The 25823-nt window shown below is 55.8% G+C and carries 26 protein-coding genes, 1 tRNA gene and 1 pseudogene; 8 read left to right on the forward strand and 20 right to left on the reverse strand.

The genetic code is table 11. From position 1 onward, the window contains the following. Window positions 1-39 precede the first annotated feature (39 nt). On the forward strand, window positions 40-939 hold the full coding sequence (locus MWU60_RS14775) for a LysR family transcriptional regulator (RefSeq protein ID WP_247228153.1): 900 nt from the start codon (window positions 40-42) through the stop codon (window positions 937-939). 11 nt (window positions 940-950) lie between these two features. On the opposite strand, the gene MWU60_RS14780 is transcribed toward MWU60_RS14775, so the two are convergent. From MWU60_RS14780 to MWU60_RS14795, 4 genes are all read right to left on the reverse strand, one after another. Continuing rightward, complete coding sequence (locus MWU60_RS14780; protein WP_247228154.1) at window positions 951-2438, reverse strand: ABC transporter permease subunit; 1488 nt, start codon at window positions 2436-2438, stop codon at window positions 951-953. Between the two features lie 3 nt (window positions 2439-2441). Continuing rightward, complete coding sequence (locus MWU60_RS14785; protein WP_247228590.1) at window positions 2442-3500, reverse strand: betaine/proline/choline family ABC transporter ATP-binding protein; 1059 nt, start codon at window positions 3498-3500, stop codon at window positions 2442-2444. Between the two features lie 64 nt (window positions 3501-3564). After that, complete coding sequence (locus MWU60_RS14790; RefSeq protein WP_247228155.1) at window positions 3565-4515, reverse strand: glycine betaine ABC transporter substrate-binding protein; 951 nt, start codon at window positions 4513-4515, stop codon at window positions 3565-3567. Between the two features lie 50 nt (window positions 4516-4565). Next, on the reverse strand, window positions 4566-5339 hold the full coding sequence (locus MWU60_RS14795) for an alpha/beta hydrolase (protein WP_247228156.1): 774 nt from the start codon (window positions 5337-5339) through the stop codon (window positions 4566-4568). A 157-nt stretch (window positions 5340-5496) separates the two neighbouring features. Between MWU60_RS14795 and MWU60_RS14800 the strand changes: the two genes are divergently transcribed. Beyond that, entirely contained in the window at window positions 5497-6387 is an 891-nt protein-coding gene (locus tag MWU60_RS14800) for a LysR family transcriptional regulator (RefSeq protein ID WP_247228157.1), read from the forward strand. Between the two features lie 79 nt (window positions 6388-6466). Here MWU60_RS14800 and rplL read toward each other — a convergent pair whose 3' ends face one another. Continuing rightward, on the reverse strand, window positions 6467-6838 hold the full coding sequence (rplL, locus tag MWU60_RS14805) for a 50S ribosomal protein L7/L12 (protein WP_247228158.1): 372 nt from the start codon (window positions 6836-6838) through the stop codon (window positions 6467-6469). Between the two features lie 68 nt (window positions 6839-6906). After that, the gene (gene rplJ / locus MWU60_RS14810; RefSeq protein ID WP_247228159.1) at window positions 6907-7419 is read right to left on the reverse strand and encodes a 50S ribosomal protein L10; all 513 of its coding nucleotides are present in this window, start codon (window positions 7417-7419) and stop codon (window positions 6907-6909) included. A 316-nt stretch (window positions 7420-7735) separates the two neighbouring features. On the opposite strand from rplJ, the gene MWU60_RS14815 reads away from it, so the two are divergent. Further along, entirely contained in the window at window positions 7736-9559 is a 1824-nt protein-coding gene (locus tag MWU60_RS14815) for an EAL domain-containing protein (RefSeq protein ID WP_247228160.1), read from the forward strand. An 87-nt stretch (window positions 9560-9646) separates the two neighbouring features. Further along, entirely contained in the window at window positions 9647-10399 is a 753-nt protein-coding gene (locus MWU60_RS14820) for a hypothetical protein (protein WP_247228161.1), read from the forward strand. Between the two features lie 89 nt (window positions 10400-10488). Here the strand turns inward: MWU60_RS14820 and rplA are convergent, their stop codons facing one another. The 6 genes from rplA to MWU60_RS14850 form a co-directional block, all read right to left on the reverse strand. Then, a complete protein-coding gene (gene rplA / locus MWU60_RS14825; RefSeq protein WP_247228162.1) occupies window positions 10489-11190 on the reverse strand; it encodes a 50S ribosomal protein L1 in 702 nt (233 codons plus the stop codon). Continuing rightward, window positions 11190-11615, reverse strand: a complete 426-nt coding sequence (gene rplK / locus MWU60_RS14830) for a 50S ribosomal protein L11 (protein ID WP_247228163.1) — start codon at window positions 11613-11615, stop codon at window positions 11190-11192. Before rplK ends, rplA begins: the two co-directional genes overlap by 1 nt. 108 nt (window positions 11616-11723) lie before the next feature. Next, window positions 11724-12254 (reverse strand): transcription termination/antitermination protein NusG, encoded by a 531-nt coding sequence (gene nusG / locus MWU60_RS14835; protein WP_247228164.1) that lies wholly within the window; start codon window positions 12252-12254, stop codon window positions 11724-11726. 184 nt (window positions 12255-12438) lie between these two features. After that, window positions 12439-12639: a preprotein translocase subunit SecE gene (gene secE, locus MWU60_RS14840; protein ID WP_247228165.1), complete on the reverse strand. Its 201-nt coding sequence runs from the start codon at window positions 12637-12639 to the stop codon at window positions 12439-12441. Between the two features lie 91 nt (window positions 12640-12730). Continuing rightward, entirely contained in the window at window positions 12731-13627 is an 897-nt protein-coding gene (locus MWU60_RS14845; protein WP_247228166.1) for a hypothetical protein, read from the reverse strand. A 47-nt stretch (window positions 13628-13674) separates the two neighbouring features. Further along, window positions 13675-13750 (reverse strand) — tRNA-Trp (locus MWU60_RS14850). Window positions 13751-13877: 127 nt separating this feature from the next. On the opposite strand from MWU60_RS14850, the gene MWU60_RS14855 reads away from it, so the two are divergent. Continuing rightward, the gene (locus MWU60_RS14855; RefSeq protein ID WP_247228167.1) at window positions 13878-14567 is read left to right on the forward strand and encodes a hypothetical protein; all 690 of its coding nucleotides are present in this window, start codon (window positions 13878-13880) and stop codon (window positions 14565-14567) included. 9 nt (window positions 14568-14576) lie between these two features. Here MWU60_RS14855 and MWU60_RS14860 read toward each other — a convergent pair whose 3' ends face one another. The 5 genes and pseudogenes from MWU60_RS14860 to MWU60_RS19535 all read right to left on the reverse strand — a co-directional run. After that, window positions 14577-15233 (reverse strand): CatB-related O-acetyltransferase, encoded by a 657-nt coding sequence (locus MWU60_RS14860; RefSeq protein WP_247228168.1) that lies wholly within the window; start codon window positions 15231-15233, stop codon window positions 14577-14579. After that, on the reverse strand, window positions 15230-15484 hold the full coding sequence (locus tag MWU60_RS14865) for a hypothetical protein (protein WP_247228169.1): 255 nt from the start codon (window positions 15482-15484) through the stop codon (window positions 15230-15232). Before MWU60_RS14865 ends, MWU60_RS14860 begins: the two co-directional genes overlap by 4 nt. A 106-nt stretch (window positions 15485-15590) precedes the next feature. Next, on the reverse strand, window positions 15591-17144 hold the full coding sequence (locus MWU60_RS14870; protein WP_247228170.1) for an alanine/glycine:cation symporter family protein: 1554 nt from the start codon (window positions 17142-17144) through the stop codon (window positions 15591-15593). Between the two features lie 11 nt (window positions 17145-17155). Next, a complete protein-coding gene (locus MWU60_RS14875) occupies window positions 17156-17593 on the reverse strand; it encodes a universal stress protein (protein WP_247228171.1) in 438 nt (145 codons plus the stop codon). Between the two features lie 531 nt (window positions 17594-18124). Next, window positions 18125-18220, reverse strand: a pseudogene (locus MWU60_RS19535) (hypothetical protein); the annotation flags it as partial. A gap of 146 nt (window positions 18221-18366) precedes the next feature. Between MWU60_RS19535 and MWU60_RS14880 the strand changes: the two are divergent. Beyond that, window positions 18367-19131, forward strand: coding sequence for a GGDEF domain-containing protein (locus MWU60_RS14880; protein WP_247228172.1), 765 nt, complete (start codon window positions 18367-18369; stop codon window positions 19129-19131). Further along, on the forward strand, window positions 19115-19522 hold the full coding sequence (locus tag MWU60_RS14885) for a DUF2147 domain-containing protein (protein ID WP_247228173.1): 408 nt from the start codon (window positions 19115-19117) through the stop codon (window positions 19520-19522). Before MWU60_RS14880 ends, MWU60_RS14885 begins: the two co-directional genes overlap by 17 nt. A gap of 128 nt (window positions 19523-19650) precedes the next feature. Here MWU60_RS14885 and tuf read toward each other — a convergent pair whose 3' ends face one another. After that, window positions 19651-20826 (reverse strand): elongation factor Tu, encoded by a 1176-nt coding sequence (tuf, locus tag MWU60_RS14890; RefSeq protein WP_247228174.1) that lies wholly within the window; start codon window positions 20824-20826, stop codon window positions 19651-19653. 201 nt (window positions 20827-21027) lie between these two features. Between tuf and MWU60_RS14895 the strand changes: the two genes are divergently transcribed. Further along, window positions 21028-21399 (forward strand): VOC family protein, encoded by a 372-nt coding sequence (locus tag MWU60_RS14895; protein WP_247228175.1) that lies wholly within the window; start codon window positions 21028-21030, stop codon window positions 21397-21399. Between the two features lie 60 nt (window positions 21400-21459). Here MWU60_RS14895 and MWU60_RS14900 read toward each other — a convergent pair whose 3' ends face one another. Next, a complete protein-coding gene (locus MWU60_RS14900; RefSeq protein WP_247228176.1) occupies window positions 21460-23340 on the reverse strand; it encodes a PhoX family phosphatase in 1881 nt (626 codons plus the stop codon). A gap of 103 nt (window positions 23341-23443) precedes the next feature. Then, window positions 23444-25786 carry a DNA topoisomerase IV subunit A gene (locus MWU60_RS14905; RefSeq protein WP_247228177.1) on the reverse strand — a complete coding sequence of 781 codons (2343 nt, stop codon included), beginning with the start codon at window positions 25784-25786 and terminating at the stop codon, window positions 23444-23446. Window positions 25787-25823 lie beyond the last annotated feature (37 nt).

Genomic DNA, 25823 nt, shown 5'->3' on the forward strand with positions numbered 1-25823 from the left:
CGTGAATTGCATTTTATAGCGCGATCAGGATAAGAATTTATGCGGCTTGAGTGGATTGATGATATCTTGGCGGTACTTGATTGCGGGTCACTTGCGCAGGCAGCTGAAAAGCGTGCACTAACCCAATCCGCATTCACGCGGCGGGTCCGCACCATCGAAGACAGTATTGGAACCACGCTCTTTGATCGTCGCCGCAAACCTGTGTCACTGATGCCCGGTGTCCAGGCATTGGAGCCAGAGCTACGTGAACTTAGCACGCGGCTGCACAAACTGCGCCAAACCCTGAAAACCACAAGCAAGGGGTTGGGCAAGTCACTTGCGTTCGTGTGCCAGCATGCTCTGACCACGACCATCTCGCCCCAAGTCGTGCGTGCAGCGGCACACGATGGCGAGACAACTGTGCGCGTCCGCTCAGGCAATCAGGACGAATGCTTGATGTTGCTGCTCTCCAAAGAGGTCGATCTTGCGGTGATGTATGCGCTTCCAAATGGCGCGACGCTGAAAAAGAGCACTGCGTTTGAAACCCTGAGCCTTGGTGAGGATATCTTTGTCCCGGTTTGCGCACCAAGCCTGCGCGTGCAGGCCTGTCGCGAAAACATACCTATCATTGCCTACCCATCAGACGTTTTTCTGGGGCAGGTTTTTACACGCATGGTCAGCCCCCGATTGCCGCATGGTGTCACGATTGTCCCCATCGCCGAAACGGCACTGACGTTCGCCATGTTGCAGTTGGCCCTCAGCGAGATCGGGATTGCATGGCTGCCGTCCTCGCTGATCGCCAAGCCCCTTGCGCAGGGCGAACTCATACGCGTTGATGATACCTTGCCTGCGCAAACCCTTGACATCAACCTGGTCCGCCTGCGCGGCGGCGAGACTGCGCAAAGTGACGCGATCTGGCGTCACCTTGCCGAGAATTTGCAAGTGGTCCCGACGCTTTAGAACACCGCGATCTACTCTCGTTTACCTTGGACGATACGGTCCAAAATCATCGCGCAAAACAGGATCGCAAAGCCTGCCAGGATACCTTGCCCGACAGAGGCATATTGCAAGGCTTCCAGAACGTCTTCGCCCAGTCCCTTTGCGCCGATCAGGGATGCCACAACAACCATTGCAAGGCTCAGCATGATAGTTTGGTTTACACCCGCCAAAATGGATGGCGCAGCGAGGGGCAAATCAACCTTCGTCAACAAGAACCACTTGGATGCGCCATATGCGATGGCGGCTTCACGGATGGTGTCAGGCACACCACGCAAACCAAGAACCGTAAGGCGCACCACGGGTGTGCCGCCAAAGATCATCGTGGTGACGACCGCCGCGGGTTTACCGGTGCCGAAAAACGCGATGACAGGGATCATGAAAACAAAGGCAGGCATGGTTTGCATAAAGTCCATCACAGGGCGCACGACCGCGTAAAATCGCGGACGACGCGCGCAGAATAGACCCACAGGAATACCAATCGCGATTGAGATACAGGCGGCTGTTCCCAAAAGTGCCAATGTGGTCATGGCTTTTTCCCAAAACCCCAAAAAGCCCATGTAGGCAAGGAATGCGACCGCAAATATCGCAGCGCGGCTGCCTGCTGAGAGCCATGTCAGCAAGGCGATGAAGCTGCCGATCACGGGCCACGGCGTGTCCACAAACAAGACCTCTAACGCGTCAAGAACGGTGCGAATGCCAAGCGTGATCAGCCGGAAGAACCACTCACCTGAATCGATGATGGCTGCGAAAAATGCTTCGACCCGGTCGATGGCACCAAGGCGAATTTCGGGTCGTGTGGGGAAATCCGTGAGCCAGTAGACCGCACCGGGAAAAGCATAATGTATCACGCAGGTGGCAATAACGAGCACGGGAAAGATCACGGCCACACCGGTGCGAAACGGGTTCATGCCAGAGCTGACCGACGCATCCGACAACCACTCTGAATAACGCTTTTCCAATGCTGTGTTGGCTATGATGCCGGCGCAAATCTTGATTACGATCAGCGCGACAAACCCGAAAAGGGCCACCCAGATCGCGCCGGATTCAAGTTCAGCGATCTCGACACGCACGTCAGAGATGGCGGTCTCAAGCGAGGTAATCGTGCGTTCAAACACTTCAACATTATCAGCGTCGTTTGCAATCGCGGCCTCTAGCTGTTCACGCCGCAAGGCCAACGTGCCTTCAATCTGCGCGATCTTGTCGCGTGCGGTGGCTCCAAGGTCTCCGAACAGTCCGCGCCCTAGCTGGATATAGGCAAAGGCTTCAAGGATCACAAAGGTCAGTGCCCAGTTCCAGATGCCCCGCATCCCGAACCAAATTGGTCCCAGCAGGGCGGCGACCCAATTGAAAGTCCAGGTGAATTTTGCGCTCGCCCCGATCTTTTGGAACTGATCATTGTAATACGCGCTGCTCGTGGTCACAAAATCTGTGAGGAGCTCATCTTTGGTCTTATCTGTCATGACTCAAGAGGTCTCCGTTCCTTCGATCACCGTGCGCAGCAGGTCGGGTCGGGTGATGACCCCGATGCGCTGTCCGGTGGCGTTGATAATTGCGGCGGGTTGATCAGACGTGATCGCCGCCCCGATAAGATCACCCAAGTGAGCGTCTTGTGGAAACTCTTGTGCTGTCGCAGCAAGGGTCCCATTTGCGCTTTCGAATGCGGCCAAGGGCTGCATGACTGCATGGGCCCGCACAACTTTCAGGCGCGAAATACCGGCAACAAAATCCGAGACGTAATCATCCACCGGGTTCATCACGATATCTTCGGGCGTGCCTGTCTGGATCACCATACCGTCGCGCATGATCGCAATGCGATCCCCGATGCGTACGGCCTCATCCAGATCATGGGTGATGAAGACGGTCGTTTTGTTCATGTTCGCGGCCAGCCCCATAAACTCGCCCTGCAACTGGCGGCGGATCAGCGGATCAAGCGCCGAAAATGGCTCGTCCATCAGCAGGATTTCAGGATCAGCGGCCAAGGCACGGGCAAGGCCAACCCGCTGCTGCATACCGCCGGAAAGCTCATGCGCAAACTTGTTACCCCAGCCTGTCAAATCGACCATTTCGATGGTGCGTTCGGCCACTTCCATACGTTGGTTTTTCGAAATACCGCGAATTTCAAGCGGCAGCGCGACGTTATCCAGCACGGATCTGTGGGGCATCAACGCGAAGTTCTGGAACACCATTGCAATGTGTTCATTGCGGTAGCGGCGCAGGTCATCGGGCTGCATTGCCATGATGTCATTGCCGTTCACCGTGATGGTGCCCGATGTGGGCTCTAGCAATCGGTTGATATGGCGCACGAGCGTTGATTTGCCGGACCCTGACAGACCCATGACGCAAAAAATCTCGCCGGGTTTGATGTTCATGGTCGCGTCGGCCACGCCGACCACGCAATTGTATTTTTCAAGCACCTGTTTCTTGGTGATGCCGTTCGCTTTCACATCGGCCATTGCTTCGGGTGCGCGGTGACCAAAGATCTTCCAAACATTCGACAGTTCGATGGCGTAGTCTTCTGACATGTTCAGGTCCCCAAGGTCGGTGGCGGCACCACGCAGATGCGCGGTGCCTATCATTATTTTCGGATTAAAGTCCGAGCCAGCTGTCGACGCGGTCTGAATTGGCCGCAACCCATTCGCGCGCAACATCCGCCGGGTCTTTGCCGCCCTCGATCTGGAAGGCAAAGTCAGACACAGTTTCACCGTCCAAAGCGATGTTCGCCAAAAGATCGGCAATCGCAGGCGAGCGTTCGGACAACGTGCCGGAATATGCAATCTGCACTTCCTTCAAAGCGTCTTCTGTCATGACAGTCGAGTTTTCGAACCAATCCGGATCATCGGACGGCTGAATTGCGATATACTTGGCTGGGTCAAACGGTGGCTCTGACAGACGCACGATGTCATGCTGGAACCAGATTGCATGTGGCGAATAGCAGTAAAATGCATAGCCTATGTCCTTGCGGATGCTGTCGCCTACGGTGGCGGTCATAACGGCTTGATCGGCGCGGATAGGTTCCATAAACGGCATCAGGCCGTAATCACGGACCTTCACTTCGTTTACATTGGCCGAGGCCCAACCGGGTGCGCCGATCCAGATTTCGCCAAGGCCGTCGCCATCGCTGTCCATCAGTGCCGCAATTTCAGGACGCGCCAGATCGAAGATGGATGTGACGTTATTCGCCTCAGAGAACTGGCGGCTGACACAAAAGCTTTGCTTACCTTCATAGGAATTGTCCGACAGGATAACCGTGCCCTCTTCTTCCACATATTGATCGGTAAAGCTTTGTTGGTTTGGCAGCCAAACGTCTGGATGTACGTCGATGTCGCCACGCCCTTGGCCCATGGCCTGAAAGATGCTGGCATTGTTGCCCGGCACCAGTTCTGCTTCGCCGCCCATACGGGTTTCGACGATTTCAGCGATCAGATGTGCGATGGCCTGTGCACCGGTCCATGCCGGTGCGCCGATTTTGACTTCTTCTGCGGCTGATGCAGTTGCCATACTGGCCAAAAGGGCTGTTGAAAGTAGTAACTTTTTCATTGGTCTCTCCACTGTTGCTTTAGGCGCCGCCGGCTGGCGCGGTCTGTTTTTCAGACGGTTTCCGGCAGAAATTTCCCCACGATTGCGTTGAAAATTTCCGGTTGTTCCATGTGCGCGTTGTGTCCGCAGCCCGGCAAAACCGCCAAACTGCTGTCCTTGATCCCGCGCCACAGAGCTTCTGGCTGCGACCAGCCATAAGATCGGTCACGATCCCCCCAAATGACGAGGGTCGGATTAGTGATGTTTTCAAGTGCGGCACGCCCGTCCCACGTTTCCATGGCCGACAGGCCCGAAAGCGCCGTCGTAAGGCTTACATTTTCGCTCAGGGCGACGCAGGTGTTGTAACCTGCGGCCTGTTCGCCTTCGTCAAACCACGTTGCTGCAATCCTGCGCGCTGTGGCTATGGTGCCATCATCGCGGGTACGGGCACGGGACGTTTCTATGGTTTCAAAACGGTCAGGCATGACGCCGCGTGGGCCGGTACCGTAACACACGAGCCTGTCAATGCGGTTGGGCGCCATGGCCGCCATCTGCTGAGCGATCATGCCCCCCATTGAATGCCCTATCAGATGAAATCTATCGACGCGTAGATCGTCTAGGAAATCCAAAACCTGACGCGCGTAGCCTTCGATGCTATCCAAAGGTGATTGATCAGCATTGCCGCCGTATCCAGAAAGTTCAGGTACGATGACATCAAAATTCTTGCTTAGCGCCGCCACTTGCTGTTCCCAAAGTGCTGCCCCACCAAGATAGCCGTGCAAAAGGACCAACGGAAATCCTTTGCCTTCGCGCAAATAAGTTGGCCCAGCCTCGGCAAGTTGCATTTTAGGCGTCTCCAGTAGAATCCAGACCACATGCCGGACTTACCTTTTGAGCCTAGACGCGAAGAGCTTTGCCGCGCCAATTCATTTATTTCATCACGTTATTCCAAATTTGCATAACTTGAATTTGTTTCGTAGATTTCGATGGAAAGGCGATAAAATGGATCTGAACTGGCTAAGAGATTTTATCTGCCTTGAGCGCACGCTTAGCTTTACGCGGGCCGCAGAAGAACGCAACATTACGCAGTCTGCGTTCAGTCGTCGTGTAAAATCGCTCGAAAACTGGATGGGAATTGCTCTCATTGACCGGGCAACCTACCCGGTTCAATTGTCACCGGCCGGAAAGCAGTTTTTGCCGGTGGCAAAGGCGATCATTGCTGATTTGATTGATGCACGCCAAGCCATCAGAGAGCAAGATCAAGGCGATAAGTCTTTCCAACGCTTTGCTGTTCTGCACACGATTTCAGTAAACTATCTGACCGTGCGACTTGAAGAACTGGAAGCCGAAATTGACGACCTAAAGGCGCGGGTCATTTCTGACAGCCTCAGCACGTGTTGCCAGCTATTGGCGGAAGGCGGGTGCGATTTTCTGATTTGCTATCGCCATCCCGACGTACCTTTGATCCTGGACGAGGATCAGTTTTCACGAATTGACCTTGGTTTTGAGAAATTAGTACCCTTTGCGCTTAAGAAAGCTGTTGCTTCAAACGGTTGGGTTTTGCCGGGGACAGCACATGCGCCCGTGCCATATCTTGCCTATGAACGGTCTTCATTTTTGGGCACAGTTGTCGACCAAACAATTAGTAAGCAGCTGCTTCATCTAAACGTGCGCTACGTTGATGGGCTTGTCGAAGCCATTAAAAGACGAGTCCTTAACGGAAGCGGGATCGGCTGGCTTCCATATTCCGCCATCCATACCGAATTGGCGGCTGGAACTCTTCAACAAATGGGACCGCGAGAACTCGAAGCACAGATGACGCTCTCGGTGTTCTGTTCTCCTGAGCGGCTCGATGAAAAAGGGCTCGAAGTCTGGAAAAGGTTTGGTGGTTGACCTTGACGGTCTTCTCAAACGGCACAAAAAAACCGGGCTGCGTGATGCGACCCGATTCCTTTGATCAAATCGAAGTGGCTTAGGCCAGTTCGACCTCTGCGCCAGCTGCTTCCAGCTTGGCTTTGACTTCTTCGGCTTCGTCCTTGGACGCGCCTTCTTTGATTTTGCCGCCAGCTTCGACGAGGTCTTTTGCTTCTTTCAGGCCAAGACCTGTGATCGCGCGGACTTCTTTGATGACGTTGATTTTGGATGCGCCAGCATTCTTGAGAACGACGTCGAATTCTGTCTTCTCAGCAGCAGCTTCGCCGGGAGCGTCAGATGTCGCCATCATGACTGCGCCGCCAGCTGCGGGCTCAATGCCATACTCGTCCTTGAGGATGGTTTTCAGTTCTTGTGCTTCGAGAAGGGTCAGACCAACGATCTCTTCAGCAAGTTTTTTCAGATCAGCCATTTTATGCTTTCCGTTTCAGTTATGTGTGTTCCAACGTGAGGGTGAACCCCCAAGTCAATTCAGATGCTTTATGCAGCTTTCTCTTCGATGGTTGAGAGAATGCTTGCGATGTTCGAAGCAGGCGCGCCAATGGCCCCGGCGATGTTGCTTGCAGGTGCCCCGATGCAGCCCACGATAGAAGCAATAAGCTCCTCGCGTGATGGCATCCCGGCAACGGCTTTCACACCAGCGACGTCCAGTGCTGTCTCGCCCATGGCACCGCCAAGAATGACAAGTTTGTCATTCTCTTTGGCATACTTGTCGACAACCTTCGCCGCAGCGACAGGGTCTTCCGAGTAAGCGAGTACAGTCATGCCTTCGAGGTAGTCAGCGATGCTTGCGCATGGCTTGCCCTCAAGGGCGATTTTGGCGAGCTTGTTCTTGGCAACGCGTACGGAACCGCCCGCTTCACGCATGTGCGCGCGCAGGTCCTGCATTTCAGCAACTGTCATGCCTTCGTAGTGGGCAACCACTACGACGCCAGAGCTTTCAAAGATCTGGCCGAGATCGTCGACCAGCTGTTCTTTTTGTGCTCTATCCACAGTTTTACTCCAAGTTTGGGAATTGCTTCCCGGCTCAATTTTGCCCCCACGCAAGCGCGGTGACAGTCGATGTCCACATGTACGGGGGTTGAGCCAGCTTGGGCTGAGGCATGGCCTCAGGTAAATCCGGTCTATCCCGTCTCAGGCAGGAATTAGCGATGCTCTGCACCAACCCACCGTCTCGGACGAATAAAGCCCGTTCGAATCAATCGTTCGGACCTGCGCAATCCCTAGTCATCATTCACCCAAATGCCAAGTCTTATCCTGCAGCACCGCCCAACAGAATTGGCACACGCTAACCACTTGTTCAGCGCCTTTGACTAAGCTCGCTGCGATGACATCGACAAATGATACTAAATTTCGAAATCTTGAGGATTTTGCCGGTATCTCTTCCGACTGGTTCTGGGAGACCGACTCCGAACATCGGTTCACATATTTTTCAAGCGTTCTGAAAGACATCGCAAAGATAGATCCGTCAAAAGTCCTGGGCACCCGGCGGGATGATGTCGGAGAGATGTGCGCAAACGATCCGAACTGGCAGGCCCATCTTGCAGACCTGCGGGCACGACGCCCTTTCAGAAACTTTGAGTATAAGATCAATCGACCCAACAACAGTGGTTATCTTTGGGTCCGCGTTGCCGGGCAGCCGCTGTTTGACGATGCCGGAGCCTTCATCGGGTATCGGGGCACCGGGCATGACATTACGCAGGAAAAAGAGTCCATACAGCGCCTGATGGAAACGAATGCGGCGCTCGCAGAACGCAACAGCGAACTTAACGTGATGCGACGCGCTTTGGAACGCAGCGCCAATGAAGACAGTTTGACAGGCCTGCTGAACCGGCGCGCATTTGAACGGGACCTAAGCGAAGTGCTGGGGGTCGTCGGTAATGACGTCATTCTTATTCACATTGATCTGGATCGCTTCAAATGGGTCAATGACACGCTGGGCCACCCGGCCGGGGATAGCGTACTCGTCGCAGCAGCCGAACGCATGCGACAGCGCGCCAGCGGCATTGGCCCGGTCTATCGTCTGGGGGGCGATGAATTCCTGATTGTTCTGGCCGATAATGCGGACCGCGATCAGGCCCGCTGGATCGCCGATGATTTGGTTGAGGCGATGGAACAGCCAATCCTTGTCGACCGGCAAGAGATTTCAATCGGGGCCAGTATTGGTATCGCCTATGGCGCTGGTGGCGACGTGACCCCGCGCCAACTGGTCGCGAAAGTCGATATCGCACTTTATGAGGCAAAGCGCGCTGGCCGCGGGTGCGTGCGCGAACTGATGCCAAGCATGCTATCCGCGATCGCCGCGCGACGGCAACTCGCCAGTGAAATTCCGGGCGCTATTGAAAACGGTGAATTCATCCCATTCTACCAGCCGCAAATCCATGCCGGAACCGGCGCTGTCGTCGGGGCCGAAGCACTGGCGCGGTGGCAACACCCAGAACACGGACTGCTGGCACCGGCTGCTTTCCTTGATGTCGCCTCCGAACTGGGCCTTGTGGCGGCGATCGACCGCAGCATGATGCATCAGGCCCTGCAATTCGCAGACGGGGCGGCGAAACAGGGGCTGCTACCCGCTATCTCAGTCAATCTGAGCGCGGGACGTTTGATTGACCCAAAGCTGGTTGATGACGTTGATGCATGCTGGACCAACCGGCAGTGCAAGTTATCCATCGAGTTGCTGGAAACCATCAGTTTTGATGAATTGCAGCACGAACCCATGGTCAACGACAACCTCGCACGGCTGCGCGCATTAGGGGTTCAGATCGAAACCGATGACTTTGGTAGCGGGCGGGCGTCGATCACCGGCTTGCTCATGGTGCGCCCGGACCGGCTCAAGATTGATCGCCATCTGGTGCAGGCCGCAACCAACGATCCCACTAAGCGCAAGGTCGTTTCCGCTATCTTGGACATGACCCGCGCGCTTGGGATTGAGGTGCTGGCCGAAGGGGTCGAAACACCTGCAGATATCGCGGTCATTCGGAAACTGGGATGTCATCTGTTCCAAGGCTACGCCTATGCGCGCCCGCTGTCTGAGGCGGATTTTCTAGAGTACTTGCATCAGATGCAGCCAACCAACCAAATGAAAACGGCAAGCACAGCAACGCGGGCCGCTCATGCCGTGAAGATTGACTAACGTCCCCTCGGGCACTACCGCATTTGGACACGCAGAGTCACAACGGCCGATATTTTGCGACCCAAACCCGATACAAGACGAGCCTCTATGTCCGACACCGACAAAACCGACCAGCGGCGGACGCTCGTGACACTGCCCACCCCTGAGACGATGCGTATGCGTTATGCGGAAGGCCAAGGTGCAGATCTTATCATATGCTTTGCGGGCATTGGCGGGTCGCGCACTGAAATGCCGCCTGATGAATTTGTCGGTTCAGTTCTACGCAATGAGAACGCACACTGCCTTTTTGTGAGTGACCTCAAAAGATCTTGGCTCAACGACGCGACGCTCTGTCTTAAGCTTCAACAGGTCGTTCAGAACATCCAGAAAGATGGTCATATCAAACGAACGACAGCGCTGGGTCTCAGCATGGGAGGCTTCAGCGCTCTTGTGTGCGCAACCCTCTTTCCTGTGACAACCGCGCTCGCAATATCGCCTCAGTACACGATGTCAAAGGCCATCTTACCCGATGAACACCGCTGGGAGTTTTGGCGTCAAAGACTTGGTGACTTGCGGTTTGAGACTGCTGATTCAATCCAAACCCATCCTCAGCAAAGCTTCATCATACACGCGGGCAAAAATGATGCAGCCCACCTCCGGCTGTTTGCCCCGCGCCGCAATCGGGCACATTTTGTATTCCCAAGTCTCGGCCACTCCGAAATCGGGCTGAAGTTAAAGGAAGACGGCGTGCTGTCCCGCATCATTCATGACGCGATGGAAGGGGACCAACGTGCGATCGCGAGAACGCTACAGAAAAGCGGTGCTGTATGGCGCTCTCGATTTGACGCAGGACCAGTTTAGACCGGACCGCAGGTTCATGATGGTGCAACTTAAAAAGGCGGCCCCAGAAGGCCGCCTTTCCACAATCCGTTCACTAAAGTGATGAGACGTTATTCGTTGCCAGTCGCAGAAGACACGTCGATAGAAACGCCTGGGCCCATGGTCGAGCTGACGGCGATCTTCTTCATGTACGTACCCTTGGCACCTGTTGGCTTGGCTTTGCTGACCGCGTCAACGAAGGCTTTCATGTTCTCTTCGATCTGTTGGGCAGAAAATGACGCCTTGCCGATACCGGCGTGAACCACACCAGCTTTTTCAGCCTTGAACTGAACCTGACCGCCCTTTGCTGCTTCCACAGCCTCCTTGACGTCCATGGTCACTGTGCCAACGCGTGGGTTTGGCATCAGGTTACGTGGACCCAGAACCTTACCCAGACGACCAACAACGGCCATCATGTCAGGTGTGGCGATGCAACGATCAAAGTCGATTGTGCCGCCCTGAACGGTTTCCATCAGGTCTTCTGCACCAACGATATCTGCACCGGCCGCTTTTGCTTCTTCAGCCTTGTCGCCACGGGCGAAGACAGCAACGCGGACAGTTTTACCTGTGCCGTGTGGCAGGGAAACCGTGCCACGAACCATCTGGTCTGCATGACGTGGGTCAACGCCCAGTGTCATTGCAATTTCGATGCTTTCGTCAAACTTCGCCTTGGCGTTGTCTTTGACCAAAGATGCGGCTTCCGCAACGGATACGTTGTGCTTGCCTTCGAATGCGGCGCGGGCCGCTGTTGTACGCTTACCGAACTTTGCCATTACTTCACCTCGATGCCCATAGAGCGAGCAGAGCCCGCGATGATCAGCATTGCGCCTTCGATAGACGTCGCGTTGAGGTCTTTCATTTTGGCCTCGGCGATTTCACGCACCTGCTTACCAGTGATCGAACCCGCAACCGACTTGCCAGGTGTCTGGCTGCCGGACTTCAGCTTGGCCGCTTTCTTGATGTAGTAAGACGCAGGTGGCGTCTTGATTTCCATCGAGAACGACTTGTCCTGATAGTAGGTGATAACAGTCGGGCAAGGTGCGCCGTTTTCCATGTCAGCTGTCTTGGCGTTGAACGCTTTACAGAATTCCATGATGTTGATGCCGCGCTGACCCAGCGCAGGACCCACAGGTGGGGAAGGGTTAGCAGCACCTGCAGGAACCTGCAGTTTCAGCGTACCCACGATTTTCTTGGCCATGAGGCCTCTCCTTTTTTCAGCGACAGATCGAAACCTGTCCTACATTGCCCCAAGTTGGGGCGGTTATGCCGTGGTTAGAGTTGCCTCTCCCACGTCTGAACACGCAGCCTACTGTTTAGAAACCTGCGTATATTCCAATTCGACCGGGGTGGCCCGGCCAAAGATAGAAACCGTCACCTTCAGGCGCTGGTTTTCATCATCAACTTCTTCAACCATGCCGTCGAAGTCTTCAAACGGACCGTCGTTGACTTTGACCTTCTCGCCGATCTCAAAGTGGATCAGCGTGCGTGGCGCGTCTTCGCCCTCTTGAACGCGGCCAAGGATGGCCTGCACTTCGGCGTCGCGCATCGGCATTGGGCGGCCTTGTGGGCCCAAGAAACCTGTGACGCGGTTGATCGAGTTGATCAGGTGATAACCTTCATCCGACATTTCCATGTGGACCAGAACGTAGCCGGGCATAAAGCGGCGCTCGGCTGTCACCTTTTTATTCCGGCGAATTTCGATGACTTCTTCGGTCGGCACCAGCACTTCGTCGATCTGATCGTCAAGCCCGTGTTCTTCCGCCTTCTGGCGGATCGCTTCTGCGATCTTCTTCTCAAAGTTTGAGAGAACGCTTACCGAATACCAACGTTTGGCCATCTGTCAGAGCACCTTGTCGTCACGTGGCCCGATGGGCCGCAATTGCATTTCAGCGGAGAAATCCGCAAGTCCCGAAAATAAAAGCGGCGTGCAACTTGATTCGCAGCACGCCATTTTCGGGAAGTTGCAGGCTCTTACCGCTGCCACACACAGTTTTCAAGAGCCCTGCGAGAATTCCGCTAGATTAGCTGCCAAAGTAGGTCAGCACACCATTCAGTCCGGTACGGATCAGCAGGTCCACCAAAAAGAAGAAGATCGCCGTCAATGCCGCCATGATAAACACCATGATTGTTGTCATGATCACCTCACGACGGGTCGGCCATACGACCTTGGAAATCTCTGCGCGGACTTCTTGGATGAACTTGACGGGGTTGGCGATGGCCATGTCGGATTGTCCTTTGTCGAAACAAAATCCACTTACGGGGTCCGCCGGATGAATTCAAGCCCGTAAGGGCACCGGGTCCATCAACATGGCGTCAATCAGGGGCCGTTTGGAGCAACCGTACGCGATCAAGCCCTGCGATGGTTTTCAACTGACGGGCATAGGCCGCATCACCAATGGCATGTTCGTCGGCGGCAAAACCATCAAAGGGCGTATGCCCGTCCTCAACCGGGAACTGCTGGCGCGCGGCATGGGCCAGCTTTTCGGCGATCTCGCCCTCTGCTTGGTCCAAGACTGCCGTCACAGCCGCCTCTGACAGACCACGGTTGATATAGCGCGGGCGAGGCGGGACCACCGACGCGGCCTCTGGCCCAACCAGCCCGGCTATGATTTGCGGGAACAGCGCACCATAATCTTCGTACTGCCACACGGTGACGCCACCAACGCCCGGCGTCGCGCGCACCCGCGAGACCAGATCAACCCAATCAACAGTGCTCAGCGGGTTGCGCCTTTGATAAACGGCAATGGGTTGCACCCGCCCGCCCAGCAACATCTGGCAATAGGCCGAATTGATGAAAGCCGTCGGGCGGCGCACGGCAAGGAAAACATCGACATCCTGCCCGATGGCACGGGCCAGCGCCTGCAACCGCGCATCAGCCGCTTTGTAACGTCGCTTCATTGTGCGTCCATAGGGTTGATTCAACGGTCCAATGAAGTTCTCTTCGCTAAAGACCAACCGATGACCATCCTTGCGCAGTAAGGCCAATTGATCGGACGCAGGGCGCAGAGCACCACCATTTGCGACACCGGGACGAAACCCAAACAGTGCCTGAATAGTGTGGCCGGGCAGACGAAAATAATCGGGCCCATAATAACGCACACCCTTCACAGCCAAAATATCACGCGCGCGCAACAGCGAGCGCTGCAAATGCGATGTGGCGGTCTTGTGCGCGCCGATATGAAAGGCGATTGAAAGCGGCTGGGATGTCATGGGAAAGGTTTTGATCCTCCGCGCATGCGCGTATCGGTGATCTGGTCTGGCAGGGGCACCAGGACTTGAACCCGGGACCTACGGTTTTGGAGACCGCCGCTCTACCAACTGAGCTATACCCCTACGACCGGGTGTCGGGGTAGTCCGAAACCAAGGCAGGATCAAGGGGGATAAGTGCGGCACACTTGTGTTCAGGTCCAGAAATGCGACAAGAAGGGCGCAATTCACAATCAAAGGTCTCTGCCCGCTCATGTCCCTGCGCAAACGGATTGAGAAATCTACATTTCTGGCGAATGTTCTGGCACGGCTGGCCGGGACCTATCTGTCATTCTGCCAACGCACGACCACGTGGCAGTCCGAAGGTGTCGATGACCTGCGTGCCGCGATGGCCGAAGGCCCCGTTTTGCTGGTGATGTGGCACAGCCGCCTGATGATGAGCGCGTACCATTGGCCGATTGCCGATGGCACACTCTCCAGCCTGCATGACACCTCACCCATCGGCCGCGTGGTTGGTGTTTTGCATACCCGCGCAGGCCTGCGACCGATGAAAATGTCGCGCAAAACCACTAACATCGCAGCATCGCGCACGGTCCTTAAACGGGTGAAAGAGGGCGTCAGCATCGGGATGACGGGCGACGGGCCCTTGGGGCCCGCCCGGCAAGTCAACGATGCAACGCTGGAATGGGCACGGGTGACGGGCATCCCGGTTTTCGGCTATGCCTTTACCACGACAAAAGAACGGCGTTTGGACTCGTGGGATCAAATGTTGGTGCCCAAACCCTTTGGCAAAGGGGCCTATGTCTTTCGCCGATTTGATGACGCGTTTCCACGTAAACCGACGGCGGATGAACAGGAAGCGTTGCGCCAAAGCCTTCAGGACTTTCTGAACAAGGTGACACGTGACGCAGACCAGCTTTTAGGCCTGCCAGAAGGACCTTGATGCGCTTGGTCAGCTTGCCGCAAGCAATGCTTGCAAATCATGCCCGACGATAGCCTTTTCGTTGTCAATGATCCGGGCGATGTCCCAGTCCCACCACGCAATCCGGTTCAGCGCCGCAATCGTTTCATCATCAAAACGCATGCGCTGCACCGTGGCGCGGTTGCCCGCCACGATGGCATAATCCGGCACAACGCCGCTGACGACCGCTCCGGCCCCGATGATCACGCCATTACCAATTTGCGCGCCCGCCAAAATACGCGCACCGGTCCCGATCCAGACATCATGGCCAACCCGGATATCGCGGCCCGGGCGCAATGTGCTGGCATAGTCCGCAAAACGGTCGGGATCATGGATCGCGAAGGGAAAGGTCGAAAAGCCCATCCGGGCATGATTAGCCCCATCTGTGATGAACCGCACATCATGCGCTATCTGCCCAAACTTGCCGATGATCAGACGATCCGTTGCCATTGGAAACAGATATGGTGCCAATCGCCCGGCCCAATCCTGTGGGTCGTCGGGGGGATCAAAGTCGCTGGCATAGGTGTAATCACCCACATCCCAGTTTGGATGCGTGATCGCGGCCTTCAAAAACACATTGCCTTTATGTACGGTCCCATCCGGCAAAGTCACCGGATGCACCGTGTCAGGCAATGGAAAGAACGTCACTGGCTCAGGCAGGTCGCCGAGAAGGTGCCGACACCATCAGCATCGCGACTGATCCTAAGGTCAGTGATCCGCTCGTTTTGCGCGCAAACGGCTGCGAACGCATTGCTGCGCAGTTCTTCATCCGACCAGTTCGCGCCGGCTGTTCCTGTAACCGTGTTGCCATCGCGGTTTTGTGTCAGTTGGTCCGGCGACGGGCCACCGCAGGCCGCAACGAAAGTGAGCAATGCAATGGCGCTAAGAGTTTTTTGCATGGGGGTCCTCAGTTTGCTGATTTCACGAAAACCGTACCCGACTGTTTGAGATAAAAAAAGGCCGCCCTGTCACCAAGGCGGCCTCTTTATTCAGCAATCAACGCGCTTAATGGGTGAACTTCTTAATCTCGCCTGACTTCAGACGCGCGCTGTAAGAGTTCAACTCTGTCCGCACCACTTTCATCAGGAAGTAGAGACAGAAGATGTTGACCACCGCCATCGCAAAGATCGCCGCATCCGAGAAGTCGATGACAGGCCCAAGGCTGGCCGCCGCACCGATCACGATGAAGATGCAGAAGATGATCTTGAACACCAGCTCAGTGGTCTTGCCTTCACCGAACAGGTAAGTCCACGCTTTCAGCCCGTAGTACGACCAAGAGATCATGGTCGAGAAGGCAAACAGGATCACCGCGATTGCCAAGACAAACGGGAACCAGCTGATCGCCGATCCAAACGCGGCTGACGTCAGCGCTACACCGCCGTTGCCATCAACCGTGGCAATCGCCGTACCCGCTTCGTTCAGCATGTAGTTGCCTGTCGCTTCGTCAATGATCAGCTGTTGCGAGATGATGATCACCAAAGCTGTCATCGTACAAATCACAACCGTGTCGATCAGTGGTTCAAGCAAGGACACAAACCCTTCGGTGATCGGCTCTTTGGTTTTCACCGCCGAGTGTGCGATCGCCGCAGAACCAACGCCTGCTTCGTTTGAGAAGGCAGCACGCTTGAAGCCCTGGATCAACGCGCCGACGAAACCGCCCGCGACACCAAGACCAGTGAATGCACCCGCAAAGATCTGGCCAAAGGCCCAACCGATCATGTCGTAGTTCACAATCAAAACGACGATTGATGCGCCTACATAAAGAATGCCCATGAAAGGCACGACCTTTTCGGTGACCCGCGCAATAGACTTGATACCGCCAACAATCACGGCAAATACGACACCCGCAAAGACAAGGCCCGTGATCCAGCCCGGGAAATCGCCGGTGATCTGCGTAATCTGTGCATGTGCCTGATTGGCCTGGAACATGTTCCCACCGCCCAAGGCCCCAAGAATACAGAAGATCGAGAACATCACCGCAAGGATTTTACCCCCCGGCAAGCCCAATTCATCAAACCCCTTTGATATGTAGTACATCGGACCACCAGAGACGGTCCCATCGGGGTATTCGTTGCGATATTTCACACCCAGCGTACATTCGGTGAACTTCGACGCCATGCCCAACAGACCCGCAAGGATCATCCAGAACGTGGCCCCCGGTCCGCCGATACCGACCGCCACGGCAACACCAGCGATGTTACCAAGACCAACGGTCCCCGACAGGGCAGTTGCAAGCGCCTGAAAGTGGCTGACTTCGCCTGCATCATTGGGATCGGAATAATCGCCTTTGACCAGGCTGATCGCATGGCCAAAGAACCGGAACTGCACCGCGGCAAAGTATATGGTAAACACGGTAGCACCGATCACCAGCCACATCACAATCCACGGGAAATTCGTGCCCGGTATCGACATAAAGATGAAGTTGACGAACCACCCTGTTGCAGATGCAAAGGTAGCATTGACGCGCTCATCAAGCGTCATTGCCTCTTGGGCGAGTGCCGGACCAGCCGCAGCACATGCAGCGCCCGCAGCCATCAGGCGTTTTGTAAAAGCGTTCATTGTGATGCCCCCTAAGCGATCACGGTGACAGGCACCGATGCGTTCATAACAAGATTGGCGGTCGAGCTGCCAAAGATCCGCGCGGTCATACCGCCTTCGGTCGAACGCCCCACAACAATCTGATCTGCTTGATGTTCTTTGGCGATCGCGTCCAGAGCATCCGCAACATGGCCGTGCCGGACGACACCGGTCGCCGTCAGCCCCACGTCTTTGAGTTGCTTGAGCGCCGGCTCCACGACCCGTTCTTTCGCAACAGTAATTTCTTCCTCGCGCCGTTTGTGACGCTCTGCGTTTTCTTCGGCAGTCTGGAACGAAAAGGGCGACCATTCGATCACATAGACAACAAGAAGCTCGCACACACCCATTTGCTTGGCCATGTTTTGTGCATAGTCCAGCGCCTTTGCGCCCGAACTTTGCCCATCAAGGCCGACGACAATTTTATGCGCCATCTGTCCCACTTTCTTTTGGCATATCGTCAGTGCTTATCCATGAAAGAGCTGCGCAGGGTCCCTGTTGACCACGGATGCACAGAATCTCGCCATTTTGGCGCAGCCCCTTGGGATCACGATAAGGAAATTCAATAGGGCATTGTGACTTAATTTTTATGATGTGAAGGCTATTCAGCCTGCAATCTACGCCTTAAACCGGCTAAATGGTTTCATCTTGGGCACGAAGCCGGAAATTTGATCTGTTGATAGATTGCAAAAAGGACAATTTGAGAAGGCACCGTTTGGTCGCCGCCTTATGGTGTTTGATCAAATATCGCCTGGCGCTGTTCTTGCAAACAAAAAAGTACCGCGGCGCAAATAGCAGTCGATGACTTTAAAGCCAGCATCGCGTTTTTCGATCCAACTTCAGAATTTTAAGAGAGTTGTTGCCAACATATAAACAACCTGACGCAAAAGGACCGCCCCAAGTGGATCGGTCTTTGGTGTAAGGTGGATCATGATCCACCTTACACGCTTGGTAGGTTATGCTTACTAGACGATCTTCGATACAACACCCGCACCAACGGTGCGGCCGCCTTCTCGGATCGCGAAGCGCAAGCCGCCTTCCATCGCGATGGGGGCGATCAGGGCGCACACGGCACATCCGTGTTTGATTGGGCTGCCACAGGAATGTTCGCCGGGACAGGCAAACCCTTTTTGCCCCACACCCAGCAATTGTTCACGGACTATTCAGGATTGGCCGATACCAACGCGTCGGCAAGTGGAGCGTCAGTGTGCAGATCAAATCCCCCCGGCATGTGGTTATCTTCTCGATCGCCATCTCGCTTTTTGCCGCGGCGGCCAGTGTTCTTTATGATTGGACGATGATCCCCCAAGCCGCTTTCGAGCGTAATCTGGGCTGGCGGATGCTGTTTTCGGCTAGTCTTGGCTTTGGGGTCGCGGAGATCACCGGGCACAGAATGTTGCGCGAAAACAAACTCAAGCAGTCTCTGGAATATGCGTTGTCGCACGACACCCTCACCGGCACCTATTCGCGTCGGGCGATTTTTGAGCGGCTCCAGAATAGCCGTCGGGCGACGGGGTTCTTGGTGCTTGCAGACATAGATCACTTCAAATCCATCAACGATCGGTTTGGTCACGCTGCAGGTGATCTGATGTTGCAACATTTCGGGGCAACCGCACGGCATTATCTGCAAATGACGCTGGGTGAAGAACGGGCGGCGATCGGACGGATCGGCGGAGAGGAATTCCTGATCCACATTGATATGCCGGCGAAGGCGGATCTGAACATCTGGATCGATGGGCTGCGCGCCGTATTGCGGCGCGCGCCAGCTTTACAGGGCGACGCACCCTACCCGCTCACCGCGAGCTATGGTGTGACAAAGCTTGACGGATGCGGGGTTGATCAAGCGATGTTGGATGCCGATGAAGCGCTGTATGCAGCAAAGGCCGCCGGGCGGGATTGCGCCGTCATGACCGCTGAGATTGCGGCCTTCGAAGGACGCGCCAAGGATGTCGCGCATGCTTGGCAGGCCTGAGTTGCTGTCACGTCTGGTCATCGGGCTGATGGCCTGCTGTCTGTCGGGTGGCGCCGCTTGGTCGGACCCCTCTCTTATCGGGTTCTGGATCACGGAACCGCGTGACGGCGTGTCAGGCCTGATCCGGGTCGAGAGTTGTCAGGACGCATTTTGTGGAAACGTCGTCCACGGCATTGACGCAAACGGTACGCGGGTCGATACGCTGGCAGGTAACCCCGTGATCCGGGAGATGCGGCAGGTTGGACAGGGGCGTTTCGAAGGAGAGGTGATCGATCCACGCAGTGGCACCGTCTATTTGGGACGACTGACCGTCGCGGGTCAAAGTCTTGCTCTGCAAGGTTGTATCTTGGGCGGCCTTCTCTGTGCCACCTCGCAATGGCAACGACCCTGAGCAAAGGCAAATAGACCAAACTCTGCAACAGACCTGCCCGGGATCAAAGCAAAAGGCCGCCTCGTTTCCGAAGCGGCCTTTGGTGTAAGGTGGATCATGATCCACCTTACATGTTTGGTCGGTCGTGCTTACTCGACGATTTTCGACACAACACCGGCACCAACCGTCCGGCCGCCTTCGCGGATCGCGAAGCGCAGGCCGTCTTCCATCGCAATCGGTGCGATCAGCTCGACGTTGAACTTCAGGTTGTCGCCCGGCATCACCATCTCTGTGCCCGCTGGCAGCTCAACCGTGCCGGTCACGTCTGTGGTCCGGAAGTAGAACTGTGGACGGTAGTTGGCGAAGAACGGCGTGTGACGGCCACCCTCTTCCTTGGTCAGGATATAGGCTTCGGCTTCGAACTTGGTGTGCGGCTTCACCGAACCCGGCTTACACAGGATCTGACCACGCTCAACGCCTTCACGGTCAACACCGCGCAGAAGCGCACCGATGTTGTCGCCAGCTTCACCGCTGTCCAGCAGCTTGCGGAACATTTCAACACCCGTACATGTGGTCTTGGAGGTGTCGCGGATACCGACGATTTCGATCTCGTCGCCGACGTTGATCACGCCACGCTCAACACGGCCGGTCACAACAGTACCGCGGCCAGAGATCGAGAACACGTCCTCGATTGGCATCAGGAACGGCAGGTCAACCGCACGGGCAGGTGTCGGGATATATGTGTCGACAGCTTCCATCAGCTTTTTGATAGATTCTTCACCAATCTCGGGATCGCGGCCTTCCATCGCGGCAAGCGCGGAACCCGGGATCACAGGAATGTCGTCGCCAGGGTACTCGTAAGAGGACAGCAGCTCACGGATTTCCATTTCCACCAGCTCAAGCAGCTCGTCGTCGTCAACCTGATCGACCTTGTTCATGTAGACGACCATGTACGGGATACCAACCTGACGGCCGAGCAGGATGTGCTCGCGGGTTTGTGGCATCGGGCCGTCAGCGGCGTTCACAACCAGGATCGCGCCGTCCATCTGGGCGGCACCGGTGATCATGTTCTTGACGTAGTCGGCGTGGCCGGGGCAGTCGACGTGGGCGTAGTGACGGGCTTCTGTCTCATACTCGACGTGGGCTGTGGAAATGGTGATCCCACGGGCCTTTTCTTCGGGCGCGCCGTCGATTTGGTCATACGCCTGGAAGTCACCAAAATACTTGGTGATCGCCGCTGTCAGCGTCGTCTTGCCGTGGTCAACGTGGCCAATCGTGCCAATGTTTACATGCGGCTTATTACGTTCAAACTTTGCCTTTGCCATTTTGCAGGGCCCTTAATTTTGTGGGGCCATGTACGGCCCGGTCCAACATCGCGGGCGATGTATTGGGAAACGCGGTGGAAATCAAGCCTTGGGTTGGCACAACAGGGCTGTCGGGTCACTTTTTACAAGCGCGGGGGCGCGGAACTTCATGCGAGCGGCAGGATATGCTATGTCGCAAGGACAGTTTGAAAGGACATAATCATGAAACTGGGCGCATTTTCACTCAGCTTGAACGTCAAGGACATTGCCATTTCCAAAGCGTTTTACGCCAAGCTAGGCTTTGAAGCCTTTGGTGGGGACGAGGCGCAGGGATGGTTGATCCTGCGCAATGGCGACACCGTAATTGGGCTCTTTGCAGGGATGCTTGAGGCCAACACGCTGACATTCAACCCCGGCTGGGATCAGAACATCCAAGAGCTTGATGACTTCGATGATGTGCGCGACATCCAGAAGCGGTTGAAGGCGGACGGTGTCGATTTTGCAAGCGAGGCCGATGAAAGCACAACGGGACCGGCGAGCTTTATCATCAAGGACCCGGATGGGAACCCGATATTGGTGGATCAGCATCGGTGACGCCAGCAGCCATCTACCCAATGACGCAGGGGCGCGCCTTGTGGCACGCCCCCAACGCAATCAACCAACCATCGCGCCATCGACCCGCTTCACGGCCACGATAGACGATCGTGGCAGCATCCCTTCCCCATCCGGGAAAGGTGCTGCGGGGTGTTGGATACCCACAAACATCGTGCGCTTGTCGGCTGACCATGTCAGCCCCGTGACCTCGCATCCGTAAGGACCGGTCATGAAGCGTTCGATTTGCCCAGTGATCGGATCACCGGCCAGCATCTGATTGTTGCCCATACCCGCGAAATCACCCTCATTGTCATAGTCACCATCGGTCTGGATCCAGACCAGACCCGTGCTGTCGAACATCATCCCATCGGGTGAATTAAAAAGGTTCCCTTCGTTAATGTTGGACGACCCGCCATAAACGTCGTCATGTACGGTTGGGTTCCCAGCCATCACATAAAGGTCCCACGTAAAGCTGTCGTCGGCATGATTATCGTTGCTGGGATACCAGCGCACGATCTGGCCATAGTGGTTTTCCGCGCGGGGGTTTGGCCCATTCACCGGCGTTTCATCGCCGCCTGCATTTGGCTGAACGCCTCGGTTGCGGTTGTTGGTCAGACAGCAGTAACCCTCTACCGCGACGGTATTCACGGCCACCCATTCAGGACGGTCCATGGTTGTCGCCCCCACTTTGGATGCAGCCATGCGCGTATAGATCGCGATCTCGGCCTCATCCATGCCGGTCGCCTCAGGCGTAAGTGCAACCCAAGTGCCAGTCAGATCGTTGTTGAACTTGGCCACGTAAAGCTGACCGTCATCCAACAATTCCGATGTTGGTCCACCGGGTGTGTAGATGCCGTTTGAGACGTATTTATACAGGAATTCGCCCCGTTCATCATCGCCCATATAGACAACAACGCGGCCATCGGGGGCGATTACCGCTGCTGCGTTTTCGTGTTTGAAACGGCCCATGGCGGTGTGCTTGATCGGGGTTGATGTCGGATCTGTCGGGTCGATCTCGACGATATAACCAAAGCGGTGCGGCTCATTGGGGTTTTGGCTGACGTCAAAGCGGGCGTCGAACCTTTCGTAGTCATAGCGACCTTCAAGGCCGATGCCGTAGCGGATGTAATCCTCAGGCTGTTCAAACGCGGGATCGGTGGACCCGAAATAGCCATTAAAGTTCTCTTCGCAGGTCAGATAGGTGCCCCAAGGTGTCTTTCCTGCACCGCAGTTGTTCATCGTGCCCAGTACCGTCGTGCCCGCAGGATCGTCAGGTGTCTGCATCAGAGGATGGCCCGCAGCAGGGCCTGCAATCGTCATCGGCGTGTTCGGGGTGATGCGGCGGTTCAGGTCGCTATCGACAACAATGTCCCATCCGTCAGGGCCCTCGGCCACCTCCATCACGGTGACGCCTTGCATGTTCTGCAACGTCAGCACGTCATCCGCGCTGAGGACTTCGCCGTCCTGATGTGGCAGGTTTTCACGCGGATTGACGTATTCGTGGTTTATGGCAATCACCTGACGGCCATCGACAACGAAGGCTTCCATACCGTCGGTGTTTTCACCAAACACCCGGTCAGAGCTTGCGACGCTGACGCCCGTTTCATTGCTCAGAGGCTCTGCATCTGAAAAGAGCGCCTGACCCCATTTCGCCACCGGATGCCATGTATAGCCTTCTGGCACATGGATAGTCCCATCGGTCTGGATCGGGATCGGGGTAAAGCCAAAGCGGCTTGCGGTCTGTGCCTCGGCTGATGTGCCAGACAAAAGGCCCGTGCCCATCACCGCAGCACCAGAGCCATAGGCAAGAACACCGCTTAGAAATCCACGGCGCGAAATGGCGGCTTCGACGACATCATCAAAATCGGTCTGTTCAGGCGCGGGGCGTTGCAGCTCGTCCCATTCGTCCCATGACAGGTGGTAAGTATCGTTATCTTTCATCACACTTGCTCCTAGCTGGTGTTGGCAACAGCGCGGACGCTAAGGGACATTCTTTGCACCCATGTGAAGCTTGTGTGACAGCGATGTAAAACCGCAAGCAGCGCTATGAGAAGCGATTGTTCTTGGGAAAGCCGTAAGGTGGACGCTTGCCAACCCCGGCGCGCGCACCCTTCCATTCCGTCATGTCAGGCTCTACCCGAGTCTTACCGCCGCCCATGGGCCACGACAGGCCTTCGTCCCACGCGAAGGTGGTGATGTCAGACAGTCCACCATCCAGTTCCAACATGCCCTGACGACCCGAGGCTTTCTTGTATTTCTGGATGCGCACACCCTTGCCGCGGTTCATTTCGGGCAGTTCGCTGACTTCAAAGACCAGGAATTTCGCGTTCTCAGACACGACCGCCACATGGTCACCCGCAACGCGGTGACAGACTTTGGCGATGGTGTCTTTGACGTTCAGGACCTGTTTGCCGCTGCGGGTTTGCGCCACGACTTCTTCTTCTGGTACGATAAAACCGTTGCCTTCAGCCGAGGCGACCAACAGCTTTTCACCGGGCTTGTGGATCAGGAAATCCACGATCTCGACGTCATTGGGCAGCTCAATCATCAGGCGCAAAGGCTCGCCCATGCCGCGCCCACCGGGCAGGTTGGTGGCACCAACGGTGTAGAAGCGGCCATTGGCGCCGAAGACCAACAGCTTATCGGTGGTTTCCGCATGGAAGATGAAACGCGGGCCGTCACCGTCCTTGAATTTCAACTCGCGGGTCAGATCAATATGACCGGTCATCGCGCGGACCCAGCCCATTTGCGAACAGACCACAGTGATCGGCTCACGCTCAATCATCGCCTCAAGCGGCACTTCGACAACCTCAGCCGCTTCGGCAAATTGCGTCCGACGTGCGCCACCTTCGCTGTCACGGCCAAAAACCTTGCGGGTCTCGCGCAACTGCTCAGCGATCTTGGCCCATTGCAGGTCATCGCTTTCCAGCAAATCCTCGATGCCTGCGCGTTCTTCCATCAAAGCATCGCGCTCGGCAATCAGTTCTAGCTCTTCTAACCGGCGCAAGCTGCGCAGGCGCATATTGAGGATCGCCTCGGCCTGAATTTCAGACAGCGAAACCTCTGGGTCAGCGCCCGGTACGATCGGCGAGCGATAGTCGACCTCGGATGTGGCGCGAACGTGATCATGCGCCCAGTCTTCGACCATAAGAGCCTGTTTAGGTTCATCGTCATAGCGGATGATATCAATCACACGATCCAGATGCAGGAAGGCAATGATGAAGCCTTCGAGCACTTCCAAACGGTGGTCGATCTTTTCAAGGCGGTATTTGCTGCGACGCACCAGAACATTGCGGCGGTGTTCAAGAAAGGCGCGCAGCACTTCCTTGAGCGAACAAACCTTGGGCGTCAGCCCGTCAATCAGCACGTTCATATTGAGGCTAAACCGTGTTTCCAGATCGGAGTTGCGGAACAACATGCCCATCATCACCTCGGGATCGACAGTTTTGGCGCGCGGTTCCAGCACAACGCGGATATCTTCGGCACTTTCGTCGCGGACATCGGCCAGTAACGGGACTTTCTTAAGCTGGATGACCTCGGCCAACTTCTCGATCAGTTTGGACTTCTGGACCTGATAAGGGATCTCGGTCACAACAATCTGCCATGTCCCACGCCCCAGATCCTCGACTTCCCACTTTGCACGCAGACGGAAAGACCCGCGCCCGGTGCGATAGGCCTCAGCGATATTTTCGGCAGGTTCGACAATGGTGCCACCGGTCGGAAAATCAGGACCGGGAATGTAGTTCAGCAACGTATCATCACGGGCATCCGGTGTCTTGATCAGATGCAGGCAGGCGTCGATCAACTCGTGCAGGTTATGCGGCGGGATATTCGTCGCCATCCCCACAGCGATCCCGCTGGACCCATTGGCCAGAAGGTTCGGGAATGTGGCCGGCAAGACTGCCGGCTCGGTCAGCCGCCCGTCATAGTTATCGCGGAAATCAACGCTGTCTTCAGAGAGGCCTTCCAGCAAAGCCTCGGCGGCGGCGGTCATGCGCGCCTCGGTATACCGGGACGCGGCAGGATTATCGCCGTCGATGTTACCAAAGTTGCCCTGACCATCGACCAGCGGGTAGCGAACGTTAAAATCCTGCGCCAAACGCGCCATCGCGTCGTAAATCGCGGCGTCACCATGCGGGTGGAAGTCGCCCATCGTGTCGCCACTGATCTTGGCAGACTTCAAAAAACCGCCTGTGGGCGAGAGGCGCAGCCGCGACATCGCATAAAGGATGCGACGGTGCACAGGCTTGAGCCCGTCACGCGCATCCGGCAACGCCCGGTGCATAATGGTTGAGAGCGCATAGGTCAGATAGCGATCGCCAATGGCGCGCCGCAGCGTTTCGGTTACATCGTTCGGGCCGAGACCAGTATCGTTGTCATCACTCATGGTGACGTGTGTAGCGATGCAAGAATCCAGCGTAAAG

The organism is Yoonia sp. F2084L, from assembly GCF_023015625.1.
Classification (GTDB): domain Bacteria; phylum Pseudomonadota; class Alphaproteobacteria; order Rhodobacterales; family Rhodobacteraceae; genus Yoonia.